Source organism: Streptomyces sp. NPDC088116 (assembly GCF_044741745.1).
Taxonomy (GTDB): Bacteria; Actinomycetota; Actinomycetes; order Streptomycetales; family Streptomycetaceae; genus Streptomyces.
In genome coordinates this window covers 208222-223524 of the sequence record NZ_JBIUTF010000004.1, presented here as the reverse complement: position 1 = coordinate 223524, position 15303 = coordinate 208222, and the positions used below count along the sequence as shown (strand labels likewise).

Sequence of the window (15303 nt, the reverse complement as noted above, 5' to 3'; positions counted from 1 at the left end):
GCCAGTCGCCACCACCTCAGGAGCAGCGCCGACCTGGTCCGGATGATCTACTTCGGTGAGGTCGCTGTCGATACGGATCAGTACCACCTGATGGACCCCGTACCGATGCTCGTCCAAGACGTCCAGGGCATCCTCAGGCCGTACCGGACCTTGTGCGACGCCCAGCGACCGGCGCTCAAGGCGACCCGCAACGACCGACTACGCACCAGCATCGTTGAGAGCCCCTTCCTGCCGGTTCGGAACGGCGCGCAGGACTGTGGTCACCGTCGCGCGGTGCACGGCCCGGGTCAAGGGATTTCGTGGAGTCCGAGCACCGTAGGCCCGCTCCGACCGTCAGTGCCACGGCAGCGCCGAGGTGATGCAACAACAGTTTGCAGCGGGGACCGAGTACGCCGCATGGAACGCTGACTCCAGGCAGACCGCAAGCGCCTACAGAACGATGGCAGCGCCAGTCTCTACGACGAGCCGAAAGACGCCGCGTGGTTCCGCACGAAGCACGTCGATATGGGCAAGGAGGTCAAGGAACTTGAAGACGCTCCCAGAGTGTGCGCCGGACGTTTGCCTGGTGCCGACGGAACGGACCATTGCGGACGAATGTCGGACAGCCTCAGAATACGCCGCGCGGCGTGAACTTCTTGCCAAGTTCTCCGTGCGCATCACGCTCGAAGGAGCCCGTGGGACGGCAGTTGGGATGGCAGAAGCCCCCAGAAGATGTGAGCTCTTCCGGGGGCTTATGCGCGCCCACGGCCTAGCGGCAGTTCTTGGGCGAACCTAATTCAGGCCCAGTTAATGCATGAATTAAGTTTCGTGTCACCCTCGAATCGGGCTACTTCGACACCCACCTCGTAGATGCCGTACTCGCTTTGGGCGCTGGTCTCCCACTCCTTCGTTGTGTTTGCGCCGCTGGTATTGGAGCGCCACGACCACGGCACCGACACGCTCCCACTCGTCTTGTGCATGAACCTAACCCTGACGTGATGGTTATCAGCCGACGTGTCTGTAACGCTCAACGTCACCTTCGACTCGGCGTACGGAGAGGTTGAAGTGTGGACCGTGACCGATGAACCCTTCGCCCCGGGAGTGGAGCAACTCGCCGTTTTGGTGATGGCTGCGTTGGACGCATGAGCAGCCGTTGCAGTTCCTACCGTCAGGGCTGTAGCGGTCAGGGCCAAACCGAGTGTGCGGCCGATTTTTATCTTCGAGCGGTTCATTATTCCCCCGATGTTTGATCTTCGTACCGTTTGATCGAAACACATGGAGCGCTTTCCAATCTCACGGTGCCAACCGTGCGGTCTTGTTCGTCATCCAGGTCGTTCTCTCAAACGTCGTCCACTGCCTCGCTATGGATCTTAGGGTCATAGTGGGCTTCGGACTTTGTCAGCGGTGCAGGGAACTTTGTCAGTGGTGCACCGCCTCGTAGTTGACGCCACACCAGGCGAGAGCCCTGCGTGTGTCTGTCGAAGCGCGTTGCGCAGCGAGAGAGAATCCTGCCAAACTGATGTCCGGAACCGTCCGTGTCGAGGAGTGGCTTGTGGGGGAACGGGGAGAGGTCTTGTCAGGCGGGCTTTATGACCGATGCAGACGAAGGTCTGCCTCGTGAGCCCGGTGCTGGACACCGAGTTCATGCCTCCGCAGGACCGGGAGGAAGTGCTCCGGCACGCGGTGCGGGAATCTATGGTGGCCGTCGACATCGATCACCGTCCCGCAGCTGAGGACATCTCAGTTCGCATGGAGCTCGACGCCATTGAGCCCCTCCGGATCTGTTCGGTGCGGGCGACCGCGGTCACGATCCGTCGGACGGAGCAGCTGGCCCGGGAGGACGAGGAGCCGGCCGTCTTCGTCGGTCTTCAGCGGACGGGCACCAGCCTGGTGGTGCAGAACGGCCGCCAGTGCTTACTGAGGCCGGGAGCCCTCGCCGTCTTCGAAACGATCGCTCCCTACACACTTCTCTTCGACGAGGGACTCGATCACCACTTCTTCCGTTTCCCCCGCGTGGCGCTCGCGCTCCCCGAACGGTTGCTACGAGACATCACCGCGGTTCCCCTGGGACCCGACAACCCCATTGCGCGTCTCGCCTTCACCTACTTCTCCCAACTGGCCGTCAGCGACGACATACACCAAAGCATGCACGCCGACGCCGTCGTGGAACCCAGCATCGAACTACTCCGTGCCGTCTTGACGTCCCAGCAAGGTAACTCCGGCCTGGCCAGAGGGCCGTTCGATGCGACGCTCGGTCTGCGGATCACTCAATACATCCGGGCGCACCTGGCTGATCCCGATCTGTCGGCGGCACGGATCGCCGCCGCACACAACATCTCCGTGCGTCATCTCTACGCTGTGCTGTCCCGGTCGGGCATCGGCCTCGGAGACTGGATCCGTACACACCGCCTGGCCGAATGCAGGCGAGAGCTGGCCGGCCCGAACAGCCGACTGCGGACCATCGCAGCAATAGGACGGAGTTGGGGCTTCGCTGACGCGACCCACTTCAGCAAGGTGTTCAAACAGGCATACGGAATCTCGCCTCGAGCCTGGCGCGAGCAGAACCACCCCCGCTCCTCCGAGTGATGGAGCGTTTTCCAATCTCACGGTGCCGACCTTGAGATTGGACGCTCCTGCGGAACCACGAAGCTCCTGGCGGGCGGGGGCTCGATCAAGATCACTCTGTCTGCCAGGAGCTTCGTGTGCTTGTTTCCCGTCTTCGACAACCCGTACTACTCCGGAGAACACAAGCGGCACGACATGAACGTGCAGGTCCTGGCCAATCCGTTCGGTCAGTTGCTCCGAGCCTCGCCCGCTCTGCCCGGCTCGACTCACGACCTGACCGCCGCGTGGCGACAGCGGATCATCGAGGCCCTCACCGATGCGAACCTCAAATGCTGGGCGGATAAGGCGTATCAAGGAGCGGACGGCCCCGTCTGGGTACCATATTGGGGCCGCCACCTCAACCGATGGAAGCGTCATCACAACACCACCCAGGCCAAGATCCGTTGCCTCGGCGAACGCGCCATGGCCACCCTGAAGGGCCGGCGCCTCCTCCGGAAGCTCCGCTGCGGCACCAACCGGATCACCAAAGTACTGAAAACCATCCTCGTCCTTCAGCACGCCTCAACACGAGGATGGAACATGCCCACTGGCGGCTGATTGGGCATCACTGGGCGGCCTTGGCATACCGGACGCGATGCCGCGCCGCTGTATCGGCGGCCCCTGAGACGTCACTGCTCGGGCCTGTTCACGCGGATCAGGGTCTGCTGCCCGTTCGCGACGAGCGATCGTCGGTCGTCCTGGACGCCGAAGACCTCCAGTTGGCACACGGTCAGGGTCCGCCCGGACTTCAGGACCGTTCCTACCGCCTCGATGTACTCGCCGGCGGCCGGTGCCAGGAGGTTGATCTTGTATTCGACGGTGAGCACCGAGGTGTTCTCGGGGAACAGGGTGAATGCCGCGTAGCCGCCCGCGCTGTCCGCGATCGCGCTCGTGGCGCCCGCGTGGAAGTAGCCGTGCTGCTGGGTCACTTCCGGGCGGCTCGGGAGCGCGATGTGTACGCGTCCGGGGGCGATGTGCGTGATGCGGGCGCCGAGGTGGCCCATGAGCCCCTGGCGGTCGAAGCTGTCCTGGACGCGTGACTTGATCTCGGGGCTTGCCTGCTCCTGGCTCGTCCGGTCTTCCATCTGAACTCCTTCGGCGATACCGCGGCCGGGGCAGTGGCCACGGGTGGTTTCCTGGACGGGATCGTGCTACAGGAGCGGCCGATCCTGTCGAGTACGCCCCGACCGAACCACATCAGAAGCCGCATCCGGTCGGCAAAGATCGCCGCGGTCTTCACAACCGGTCAGTGGGTTCCTAGAGTTCGCGACCATGACGCCACCACTCGCACCCCCTGGCTGGAGCCGTTGGCTCGTACCTCCCGCCGCGCTGTCGGTGCATCTCTCGATCGGCCAGGCCTACGCATGGAGCGTGTTCAAACCCGCGTTGGAGTCGGCCCTCGATCTCTCCGGCACTCAAAGCGCGCTCCCCTTCCAGCTCGGCATCGTGATGCTCGGCCTGTCGGCCGCCTTCGGCGGCACGCTCGTCGAACGCAATGGGCCGCGCTGGGCGATGACCGTGGCCCTCTGCTGTTTCTCCTCCGGCTTCCTGCTCGCCGCGCTCGGCGCCGCCACCGAGCAGTACTGGCTGATCGTCTTCGGCTACGGCTTCGTCGGCGGGATCGGGCTCGGTATCGGCTACATCTCGCCCGTCTCCACGCTCATCAAATGGTTCCCCGACCGGCCGGGCATGGCCACCGGCATCGCGATCATGGGCTTCGGCGGCGGTGCGCTCATCGCCTCGCCGTGGTCCGCGCAGATGCTGGAGTCGTTCGGTGCGGACAGTACGGGCATCGCGTACGCCTTCCTGGTGCACGGGCTGGTCTACGCGGTCTTCATGTCGCTCGGCGTCCTGCTGGTCCGCGTCCCCGCGCCCGGCTACCGGCAGAGTGAGAGCGCCGGTCCGGCCGCGCCGCCGGCGGCGGGCTCGCTGATCTCCACCGCACAGGTGTCGGCCAGGTCCGCCGTGCGTACCCCGCAGTTCTGGTGCCTGTGGGTCGTCCTGTGCATGAACGTCACCGCGGGCATCGGGATCCTGGAGAAGGCCGCCCCGATGATCACCGATTTCTTCACCGGGACCAGCGCCCCGGTCTCGGCCGCGGCCGCGGCGGGTTTCGTCGCCCTGCTCTCCGCCGCCAACATGGCCGGCCGGATCGGCTGGTCCTCCACTTCGGACCTGATCGGCCGCAAGAACGTCTACCGCGTCTACCTCGGCGTCGGCGCCCTGATGTATCTGCTGATCGCGCAGTTCGGCGACTCCTCCAAGCCGCTGTTCATCCTCTGCGCGCTGGTGATCCTCTCCTTCTACGGAGGAGGCTTCGCCACCATCCCCGCCTACCTCAAGGACCTCTTCGGCACCTACCAGGTCGGTGCCATCCACGGCCGGCTGCTCACCGCGTGGTCCACCGCCGGCGTGCTCGGTCCGCTCATCGTCAACTGGGTCGCCGACAGCCAGGAAGAGGCGGGCCGAAGCGGCGCGGGACTCTACTCGCTCTCGTTCAGCATCATGATCGGCCTGCTGGTCGTCGGCTTCGTCGCCAATGAGCTGGTACGGCCCGTTCATCCCCGCCACCACGTCCCCGCGCCCGAGGAGGCCACCGATGACGAGCCCGTCAGCGAAAAGCAGCACAGCGCCTGAGTCCCCGCGTACCGGTCTGATCGCCTTCGCCTGGCTTTGGGTAGGAGCGCCGCTCGCGTACGGTGTGTATGAGCTGGTCCTCAAGGCCGCACAGCTGTTCACCGGATGAGTCGGAGTCTCCAAGCGGCGTGGATGAATCCTGTTGGTTCACCTGTACGCCTACCGGTGAGTCGCTGACGAGACTGGAGGGCTCCTGACGTCGACAACAGAGGGGGTCCCGGGCATGACCGGCACTCGTATCGCCGCGCTCGGGCACTATCAGCCCGCCAAGGTGCTCACCAATCACGATCTGGCCGCGATGGTGGACACGAGCGACGAATGGATCAGCAGCCGGGTCGGCATCAAGACCCGGCATGTGGCGGGTCCGGACGAGCCGGTGGATGAGCTGGCCGCGCACGCGGGCGCCAAGGCGCTCGCCGCGGCCGGTCTCACCCCGGCGGACATCGATCTCGTGCTGGTCGCCACGTCCACCGCGATCGACCGTTCGCCGAACACGGCCGCCCGGGTCGCTGCCCGGCTCTCCATGGGGTCGCCCGCAGTGATGGACCTGAATGTGGTGTGCGCGGGATTCACCCACGCCCTCGCCACGGCCGACCATGCCGTACGGGCGGGCTCGGCGTCCCGGGTGCTGGTCATCGGCGCCGACAAGATGGCCGGGGTCGCCGACTGGACGGACCGTACGACCTGCGTCCTGGTCGGTGACGGCGCGGGCGCCGCGGTGGTCGTCGCGACCGACGAGGACGAGGAGCCGGGGATCGGCCCGGTGCTCTGGGGCTCGGTTCCGGAGATGGGGCACGCGGTACGGATCGAGGGCTCACCGCCGGTGTTCGCGCAGGAGGGCCAGTCCGTCTACCGCTGGGCGACCACCCAGCTGCCGCCGATCGCCCGCAAGGTCTGCGAGCGGGCGGGTATCGCCCCCGAGGATCTGGCCGCGGTGGTGCTGCACCAGGCGAACCTGCGGATCATCGAGCCCGTCGCCCAGAAGATCGGGGCGGTCAACGCCGTCATCGCCCGGGATGTGGTGGAATCCGGCAATACGTCCGCCGCCTCCATCCCGATGGCCCTGTCCAAGCTCGTGGCCAGGGGAGAGGTTCAGTCCGGGGCGCCGGCCCTGCTGTTCGGCTTCGGCGGGAATCTCTCGTACGCGGGCCAGATCATTCGCTGCCCCTGACCACACGGCGACCCCGCGGTTCTCGGTAGACTGTAGACGATAGCCAATGTCTCGATGCCGTCCGTCGGACGGCATCATCACCGTCATTGACACCGTCATTGACTCTGCCGGCCAGGAGGGGACCGCGAATGTTGTCCGCGAAGTTGGCGCAGGGAGCCGTACCCAAGCTCGAACGACCGGGGCCACTGCGTGAGCGCGTGTACGAGGCCCTGCTCGAACTGATCACGACCCGGGCACTCCAGCCGGGCCAGCACCTGGTCGAGAGTGAGCTGGCGGGTCATCTCGGGGTCTCCCGGCAGCCGGTGCGCGAGGCGCTCCAGCGGCTCAACACCGAGGGCTGGGTCGATCTCCGCCCGGCCCAGGGCGCGTTCGTCCATGAGCCGACCGACGAGGAGGCCGACCAACTGCTGTCGGTCCGTACGCTCCTGGAGGCGGAGGCCGCCCGGCTGGCCGCCGCCAACTCGGGCACGGCGGGGATCGCCGCGCTGGAGGCGCTGTGCGCCACCGGCGAGCAGGCGGTGGCGGACGACGACGTGGATCAGGCGGTCGCCACCAACGCGGCCTTCCATGCCAAGGTCATGGAGCTGGCGGGCAATGTCGTGCTGGCCGAGCTGGCCGGGCAGGTGGACCGCCGGGTCCGCTGGTACTACACGCCGGTCGCCCGGCAGCGCGGCAAGCAGTCGTGGATCGAGCACCGGGACCTGATCGCCGCGATCTCGGCGCGGGACGAACAGCGCGCGACAGAGGTCATGAAGGCGCACACGGAACACACGCGTACGACCTATCACCAGCGCGAACGCGGCTGACGGCGCACACGCCCCCCCCGGGCGGTCGGGCGGGCGGTGCTGATGCCGGGCAGCGCCCGCCGATCCTGCGGCGGCCCTCGCGGATCCCGGGCCGGCGGGCGCAGGTCCCGGGGCCGCCCCGCTGATCCCGCGGCAGTCCTCGCCGACCTCCGCGGCAGTCCTCGCCACCCCCGGGGCAGTGCTCACGAATCCCGGGGCGGTGCTCTCGCGAAACCTTTGTCCTGGGTGTGGAGAAAGTTGGTACGGATTCCCGCGCAACTTCTTCCCCCTGCGGGCAAGCGCTGCTACGTTCCCTCAAAAGCCCGATAATCACAGCCGACAGGGCGGGGAGGGGCGCGTGAGACGTATGACCGCACGACCCGCGAACGCGCACCAGGCGCGACTGCTGCGGCTGTTGCGCGACGGCGGACCCAACTCCCGCGCACAGCTGGGCGATCAGGTCGACCTCTCCCGCTCCAAGCTCGCCGTCGAGGTGGACCGGCTGCTGGAGACCGGCCTGGTGGTCGCCGACGGACTCGCCGCCTCGCGCGGCGGACGGCGCTCCCACAACATCCGGCTGGCCCCCGGTATGCGTTTCCTCGGCGTGGACATCGGCGCCACCTCCATCGATGTGGCCGTCACCAACGCGGAGTTGGAGGTGCTGGGACACCTCAACCACCCCATGGACGTCCGTGAGGGCCCCGTCGCCGTCTTCGAGCAGGTGCTCGTGATGGTCTCCAAGCTCAAGACCTCCGGACTCGCCGAGGAGTTCGACGGCGCGGGGATCGGCGTGCCGGGCCCGGTCCGCTTCCCCGAGGGCGTCCCGGTCGCGCCGCCGATCATGCCGGGCTGGGACGGATTCCCCGTACGGGAGGCGCTCAGCCAGGAACTGGGCTGCCCCGTCATGGTCGACAACGATGTGAACCTGATGGCGATGGGAGAGCAGCACGCGGGCGTCGCACGCTCGGTGGGCGACTTCCTCTGCGTCAAGATAGGCACCGGCATCGGCTGCGGCATAGTCGTCGCCGGCGAGGTCTACCGGGGAACGACCGGCAGCGCCGGTGACATCGGCCATATCCAGGTCGAATCCGACGGCCGCGCCTGCGCCTGCGGCAACAAGGGCTGCCTGGAGGCGTACTTCAGCGGCGCCGCGCTCGCCCGTGACGCCGAGGAGGCGGCCCGCACCGGCCGATCGCCCGAACTGGCCTTCCGTCTCGATGCGCTGGGCCCCGGGGGCCGGCTCACCGCGGCGGATGTCGCCAAGGCCGCGGCCGCCGGTGACCCCACCGCGATCGACCTGATCCGCGAGGGCGGAAACCGCGTCGGCCAGGTCATCGCCGGGCTCGTGAGCTTCTTCAACCCGGGGCTCGTGGTGATAGGCGGCGGGGTGACCGGTCTGGGACACACGCTGCTGGCGAGCGTCCGTACCCAGGTCTACAAGCAGTCACTGCCGCTGGCCACGGGCAATCTCCCCATCGTCCTGGGTGAGTTGGGGCAGACCGCCGGAGTGACCGGCGCGGCCCGGCTCATCAGCGACCACCTGTTCTCGCCGGTCTGACACCGGCGGCGCATCACCCGGGACCTCGCGTTCCGCCCCGGCACCACAAGATCACCCCGCACCACCCGGCACCACAAGATCCACCCCGCACCACGCGCACACCTGGCACCACGCGCTCCACCCGCACCGAGCCGCAAGCACTCGCACGAGCCGCTCCACCCGCACCGAGCCGCGTCACCCGCACCGAGCCGCACCATCGCGCCACCGCATCACAGGCTCCGCCGCACCTGGTTCCGTCCTGCCCTTGTACAGCCCTTGTACAGCCCTTGTACTGCCCGAGGGGATACGCCATGGCACCAGCACCACCAGAAACCCTTCTGCTCACCATGTCCGGCATCACCAAGACCTTCCCCGGCGTCCGCGCGCTCGACGGCGTGGACCTGGAGGTCCGGGCGGGCGAGGTGCACTGTCTGCTCGGCCAGAACGGCGCCGGGAAGTCCACCCTCATCAAGGTGCTCGCCGGTGCCCACCAGCCCGACGACGGTGTCGTCAACTGGCGCGGCGAAGCGGTCACACTCAAGTCGCCCATCGCCGCCATGCGGCTCGGCATCGCGACCATCTACCAGGAACTCGACCTGGTCGAGGGCCTGTCGGTCGCCGAGAACATCTTCCTCGGACACGAGCCCACCACCGCCGGCTTCGTCGTCAGGGGCAGGGAGGCCAGGGCCGAGGCGACCGCGCTGCTGGCGCGGCTCGGCCACCCCGAGATCCAGGCCCACCGGCCCGTCGGCTCGCTCTCCGCAGCCCAGCAGCAGATCGTGTCCATGGCCCGCGCCCTCTCCCACGACGTACGGCTGATCGTGATGGACGAGCCGTCCGCGGCTCTCGACCCCGACGAGGTCGACAACCTCTTCCGTATCGTCTCCACCCTCACCGACGACGGTGTGGCCGTCATCTACATCTCCCACCGGCTGGAGGAGATCCGGCGCATCGGCGACCGGGTCACCGTCATCAAGGACGGGCGTACGGTGGCCGTCGCGCTGCCCGCGAAGGAGACCCCGACCTGCCAGGTCGTCGCGCTGATGACCGGCCGGAACGTCGAGTACGTCTTCCCCGAGCGGCCCGCGTACGCCGCGCCGCCCGCCGAGCCCGTACTGCGGGTCGAAGGGCTCGCCAGGGAAGGGGAGTTCGAGCCGGTCGACCTCGAACTTCGGCCCGGCGAGATCGTCGGACTCGCGGGTCTCGTCGGCTCGGGACGCTCCGAGATCCTGGAGACGGTCTACGGGGCGCGCAAACCCACCGCGGGCCGTGTCCTGGTCGACGGCGCCCCGTTGCGGCCCGGCAGCGTACGAGCCGCCGTCCGCGCGGGACTCGGCCTCGCCCCCGAGGAACGCAAGGCCCAGGGCCTGCTGATGCTCGAATCCGTCACCCGCAACGTGTCGGTGTCGTCGCTGTCCCGCTTCTCGCGGGCCGGCTGGCTCGACCGCTCGGCGGAGCGGGCCGCGGCCCGGGAAGCCACCAGGGAACTCTCGCTGCGCCCCGACAACCCGGACGCCCGTATCCGTACCCTCTCCGGCGGCAACCAGCAGAAGGCGGTCCTCGCCCGCTGGCTGCTGCGCGGCTGCCGGGTCCTGCTGCTGGACGAACCGACGCGCGGCGTCGATGTCGGCGCCCGCGCCGAGCTGTACGCCGTGATCCGCAGGCTGGCCGACGAAGGCCTCGCCGTACTTCTCGTCTCCAGCGAGGTCCCCGAAGTGCTGGGCCTCGCCGACCGGGTGCTGGTGCTCCGTGAGGGCCGGGTCGTCCACCGGGCGCCGGCCCAGGAGCTCGACGAGCACCGTGTACTCGACCTTGTGATGGAAGGGAGCCCGACGCCATGAAACAGCCTGCCTCCGAGGCGCGGCAGGGGGCCGACGGCGCGGCCGGCTCCGAGCCGTCCGGCCCGCCCGCCGAGCCCACCGCGCACACCACGTCCGGCACATCCGCCGCCGTGCTCACCAAGTCCGGTACGGACAAGGGTGGTTGGCGTGCGTTCGGGCTGCGGCTCGATGTCCGTAACCTCTCCCTGCTCGGAGTGCTCGCCGTACTGATCATCGTCGGGGGCATCACCAAGCCCGATCAGTTCCTCGACACCAACAACCTCCAACTGGTCCTCACCCAGGCATCGGTCATCGGTGTGGTCACCGTCGGTATGACGTTCGTGATCACCAGCGGTGGGATCGATCTGTCGGTGGGCGCGATCGTGGCCCTGTCGTCGGTCTGGGCGACCACGCTGGCCACCCAGGAGTACGGTTTCGCCGGCATCCTCTTCACCGCCGTCGTCGTCGGTCTCGGCTGCGGCCTGGTGAACGGGCTGCTGATCGCGTACGGCGGCATGGTGCCGTTCATCGCGACCCTCGCCATGCTCGCCTCCGCCCGCGGGCTCGCCCTTCAGATCACCGACGGCAAGACCCAGATCGTCAGTGTGCAGTCGGTGCTCGACCTCGGCGTCCCCGACGCGTACATCCTGGGGATACCGCCGCTCGTCCTGGTCTTCGCGGCCGTCACCGTCATCGGCTGGCTGGTGCTCAACCGTACGACCTTCGGCCGGCGCACCGTCGCAGTCGGCGGCAACGCGGAGGCCGCCAGGCTCGCCGGTATCGATGTCCGCAGGCAGCGGCTCTACCTGTACCTGCTCTCCGGCCTCTGCTGCGGTATCGCGGCCTTCCTGCTGATCATCCTGGCCGGCTCGGGACAGAACACCAACGGGAACCTGTACGAGCTGGACGCCATCGCCGCCGCGATCATCGGCGGCACCCTGCTCAGCGGCGGTCGCGGCACCATCGTCGGGTCCGTCCTCGGTGTGCTGGTCTTCACCACGATCACCAATATCTTCGCCCTCAACAACCTGCAGAGCGACGTCCAGCAGATCGCCAAGGGCGCCATCATCGTCGCCGCCGTACTGGTCCAGCGCCGCACCTTGCGCAACGGCGAGGCCTGACACCCGGATCCCCGGGCTCCGTACACGCCCGGACCCCGGAACCTCAGGTCCCGCACCCGCCCGCCCGCCGTACCGACCTACCCGAAGGGTCAAACCGACATGCCAGAAACCAGCCGCAGAGGACTGCTGTTCGGCGCCGCCGCCGTGTCCACGGGCGCCCTCCTCACCGCCTGCACCAGCAACGAGCCCGACAAGAAGGAGACAGCGGCCGACAGCGCACCGGCCGCGGACGACAAGCCCGGCAAGCCCGTCACCATCGGTTTCGCCGGACCTCAGGCCGACCACGGCTGGCTGAACGCGATCAACGAGCAGGCAAAGACCCGCGCGGAGAAGTACTCGGAGGTGACTCTCGACAGCACCGAGGGCTCCAACGACACCGCCGCGCAGATCGGCCAGGTCGAGACGCTGATCAACAAGAAGGTCGACGTCCTGGTGATCCTGCCGGCCGACGGCAAGGCGCTCACCCAGGTCGGGCTCAAGGCCATGCGCGCCGGAATTCCGGTGATCAACCTGGACCGCGTCTTCGCCGACCCGCAGGCGTACCGCTGTTACATCGGCGGCGACAACTACGGCATGGGCGTCAGCGCCGGCAACTACATCGGCCAGAAGCTCAAGGGCAAGAAGAACGCCAAGGTCGTCGAACTGGCCGGAATCGACGGGCTGGAGCTGACCCAGCAGCGCACCAAGGGCTTCGACGACGCCCTGAAGAACTACCCCAACATCACCAAGGTCGCCCGCCAGGCCGCCGACTTCACGGTCGAGTCCGGCCAGGCCAAGATGGCCCAGCTGCTCCAGGCGCAGTCCTCCTTCGACGCCCTGTGGAACCACGACGACGACCAGGGCGTGGGCGCGCTGCGCGCCATCCAGCAGGCGAGCCGTGACGAGTTCCTGATGGTCGGCGGCGCCGGGGCCAAGTCGGCGATGGACGCGATCAAGGCCGGAAACAGCGTGCTCAAGGCCACCGTCCTCTACCCGCCGACCATGGCCGCCTCCGCCATCGACCTGGCTCGCGCGCTGGGTCAGGCCAAGGGCATCAGCGGTATGTCGGAGCTGGAGATCCCGGCCTCGGTCACCCTCTACTCGGCCGTGGTCGACCAGGAGAACGTCGACCAGTACCTGCCCACCGGCTTCAGCTGACCGGCCCTCCCGCAGTTGGCCCCCACCGAGTGAGAGACGAGGAGTACTCCGTATGACCCCCAGTCCCAGGGAACCGTCGGAGCAAGAAGCCGGTACCCCGCCGACGACGGCGCAGCTGCCGACGCTCGGTATCGGCATGGTCGGATACGCGTTCATGGGCGCCGCCCACTCGCAGGGGTGGCGCACCGCGGGACACGTCTTCGACCTGCCGATGCGGCCCACCCTCGCCGCGATCTGCGGCCGTGACCCGGCCGCTGTCCGGGCCGCGGCCGACCAGCACGGCTGGGCCGCCACCGAGACCGACTGGCGGGCACTCATCGCGCGCGACGATGTGCGGGTGGTCGACATCTGCACCCCGGGGGACAGCCACGCGGAGATCGCCATCGCCGCGCTGGAGGCGGGCAAGCACGTCCTGTGCGAGAAGCCGCTGGCCAATTCGGTGGCCGAGGCCGAGGCCATGGTGCGGGCCGCCGATGCGGCCCGCACACGCGGGCAGTTGGCGATGGTCGGCTTCAACTACCGCCGGGTTCCGGCCATCTCGTACGCGCGAAAGCTGATCGAGGAGGGCAGACTCGGCACCCTGCGGCACGTCCGGGTCACCTATCTCCAGGACTGGCTGGTCGATCCGGCGTTCCCGCTCACCTGGCGGCTCAAGCGGGAGCACGCGGGATCCGGGGCGCTCGGCGATCTGGGGGCGCACATCGTCGACCTCGCGCAGTTCCTGACCGGGGAGCCGCTGGTGGGCGTCACCGCGCTCACGGAGACCTTCGTCAAGGAACGGCCGGTGCTCAGCGGGGCGACGGCCGGGCTGTCGGGGACCGGCGGGAGCGAACTGGGGGCGGTGACCGTGGACGACGCGACGCTGTTCACGGGGCGGCTGGCCTCGGGCGCGCTGGCCTCCTTCGAGGCCAGCCGGATGGCGGCGGGGCGCAAGAACGCCCTGCGGCTGGAGATCAACGGCGAGCGCGGTTCGCTCGCCTTCGACCTGGAACGGCTCAACGAGCTGTCGTTCCACGACCACACCGAGCCCGCGGCCACGTCCGGCTTCCGCCGGATCCTGGTCACGGAGCCGGAGCATCCCTATCTGGAGGCGTGGTGGCCGCCGGGCCACGCGCTCGGCTACGAGCACACCTTCGTCCACCAGGCGCGCGATCTGGTCGAGGCGGTCGCCACCGGGACCGATCCGGTGCCGTCCTTCGCCGACGGGCTCCAGGTGCAGCGGGTGCTCGCGGCGGTGGAGGACAGCGCGGCGAAGAACGCCGTGTACACGCCGGTGCCGCAGCCGGCGCACTCGCCTGTGCCGCGGCCGTCGCACACGCCCGTGCCGCAGCCGTCGGAAACGCACGCGTCCGGAAATCGAGCGTAGGAGGCCCGAATTGCCACGTCCGTTCACGCTGTTCACCGGCCAGTGGGCCGATCTGCCCCTGGAGGAGGTGTGCCGGCTCGCCCGTGACTTCGGTTACGACGGGCTGGAACTCGCCTGCTGGGGCGACCACTTCGAGGTCGACAAGGCACTCGCGGACCCCGGGTATCTGGACGGCCGCCATCAACTGCTCGACAAGTACGGGCTGAAGTGCTGGGCGATCTCCAACCACCTGGTGGGCCAGGCCGTCTGCGACCACCCCATCGACGAGCGCCACCAGGGCATCCTGCCGGCCCGGATCTGGGGCGACGGCGAGCCCGAGGGGGTCAGGCAGCGGGCGGCGGCCGAGATCAAGGACACCGCCAGGGCCGCGGCCGCCTTCGGGGTCGATACGGTCATCGGCTTCACCGGGTCCTCTATCTGGCACCTGGTCGCGATGTTCCCGCCCGTGCCGCCCCGCATGATCGAGAGGGGGTACGAGGACTTCGCGGAGCGCTGGAACCCGATCCTGGACGTCTTCGACGCCGAGGGCGTGCGCTTCGCCCACGAGGTCCACCCGAGCGAGATCGCGTACGACTACTGGACCACGCACCGCGCGCTGGAGGCGGTGGACCACCGGCCGGCGTTCGGGCTGAATTTCGACCCCAGCCACTTCGTCTGGCAGGACCTGGACCCGGTCAACTTCCTCTACGACTTCCGGGACCGGATCTACCACGTGGACTGCAAGGAGGCCCGTAAGCGCCTCGACGGCCGCAACGGCCGCCTCGGTTCGCATCTGCCCTGGGGCGACCCCAGACGCGGCTGGGACTTCGTCTCGGCGGGCCACGGCGACGTCCCCTGGGAGGACGTCTTCCGGATGCTGCGGTCGATCGGGTACGAGGGACCCGTCTCGGTCGAGTGGGAGGACGCCGGGATGGACCGGCTGGCCGGCGCCCCCGAGGCCCTGGCAGGTCTCAAGCGCTTCGATTTCGACCCGCCCACCGCGTCCTTCGACGCGGCGTTCGGAGGCGCTGAGTAGCGACCACTTCCGGACCGCCCGGCGACGCGTGTGGCGTCGTGGGGCGGTCCGGCCTGCCGTCAGGATCCTTTGTCCTGAGGCTGGGGAAAGTTCAACTTGGGTCCTGCGCAAGGTCTTTCGGTCCGGGACGA

11 protein-coding genes and 1 pseudogene are annotated in these 15303 nt (G+C 68.3%); 11 read left to right on the top strand and 1 reads right to left on the bottom strand.

Annotated features, from left to right (window positions below):
- Positions 1-1596 precede the first annotated feature (1596 nt).
- Together ACIOJD_RS17940 and ACIOJD_RS17935 are read left to right on the top strand one after the other, a co-directional pair.
- Positions 1597-2565: a helix-turn-helix domain-containing protein gene (locus ACIOJD_RS17940; protein WP_401914324.1), complete on the top strand. Its 969-nt coding sequence runs from the start codon at positions 1597-1599 to the stop codon at positions 2563-2565.
- Positions 2566-2700: 135 nt separating this feature from the next.
- A pseudogene (locus ACIOJD_RS17935) lies at positions 2701-3141 on the top strand (transposase family protein); the annotation flags it as partial.
- A 71-nt stretch (positions 3142-3212) separates the two neighbouring features.
- On the opposite strand, the gene ACIOJD_RS17930 reads toward ACIOJD_RS17935, so the two are convergent.
- Complete coding sequence (locus ACIOJD_RS17930) at positions 3213-3668, bottom strand: PaaI family thioesterase (RefSeq protein ID WP_401914322.1); 456 nt, start codon at positions 3666-3668, stop codon at positions 3213-3215.
- Between the two features lie 187 nt (positions 3669-3855).
- On the opposite strand from ACIOJD_RS17930, the gene ACIOJD_RS17925 reads away from it, so the two are divergent.
- The 9 genes from ACIOJD_RS17925 (at position 3856) to ACIOJD_RS17885 (ending at position 15172) form a co-directional block, all read left to right on the top strand.
- Positions 3856-5220, top strand: a complete 1365-nt coding sequence (locus tag ACIOJD_RS17925; protein ID WP_401914319.1) for an OFA family MFS transporter — start codon at positions 3856-3858, stop codon at positions 5218-5220.
- A gap of 223 nt (positions 5221-5443) precedes the next feature.
- Positions 5444-6391: a beta-ketoacyl-ACP synthase III gene (locus ACIOJD_RS17920; protein WP_401914316.1), complete on the top strand. Its 948-nt coding sequence runs from the start codon at positions 5444-5446 to the stop codon at positions 6389-6391.
- A gap of 128 nt (positions 6392-6519) precedes the next feature.
- On the top strand, positions 6520-7197 hold the full coding sequence (locus ACIOJD_RS17915; protein WP_401914313.1) for a GntR family transcriptional regulator: 678 nt from the start codon (positions 6520-6522) through the stop codon (positions 7195-7197).
- 346 nt (positions 7198-7543) lie between these two features.
- A complete protein-coding gene (locus ACIOJD_RS17910) occupies positions 7544-8734 on the top strand; it encodes an ROK family protein (protein ID WP_401914310.1) in 1191 nt (396 codons plus the stop codon).
- A 290-nt stretch (positions 8735-9024) separates the two neighbouring features.
- On the top strand, positions 9025-10554 hold the full coding sequence (locus tag ACIOJD_RS17905; RefSeq protein WP_401914308.1) for a sugar ABC transporter ATP-binding protein: 1530 nt from the start codon (positions 9025-9027) through the stop codon (positions 10552-10554).
- On the top strand, positions 10551-11654 hold the full coding sequence (locus ACIOJD_RS17900) for an ABC transporter permease (RefSeq protein WP_401914305.1): 1104 nt from the start codon (positions 10551-10553) through the stop codon (positions 11652-11654). The genes ACIOJD_RS17905 and ACIOJD_RS17900 overlap by 4 nt, the downstream gene beginning before the upstream one ends.
- Before the next feature lie 99 nt (positions 11655-11753).
- The gene (locus tag ACIOJD_RS17895) at positions 11754-12791 is read left to right on the top strand and encodes a substrate-binding domain-containing protein (protein ID WP_401914303.1); all 1038 of its coding nucleotides are present in this window, start codon (positions 11754-11756) and stop codon (positions 12789-12791) included.
- A gap of 136 nt (positions 12792-12927) precedes the next feature.
- Positions 12928-14157, top strand: a complete 1230-nt coding sequence (locus ACIOJD_RS17890; protein WP_401915500.1) for a Gfo/Idh/MocA family protein — start codon at positions 12928-12930, stop codon at positions 14155-14157.
- A gap of 10 nt (positions 14158-14167) precedes the next feature.
- Entirely contained in the window at positions 14168-15172 is a 1005-nt protein-coding gene (locus tag ACIOJD_RS17885) for a sugar phosphate isomerase/epimerase family protein (protein WP_401914300.1), read from the top strand.
- The last annotated feature ends 131 nt before the right edge of the window (positions 15173-15303 follow it).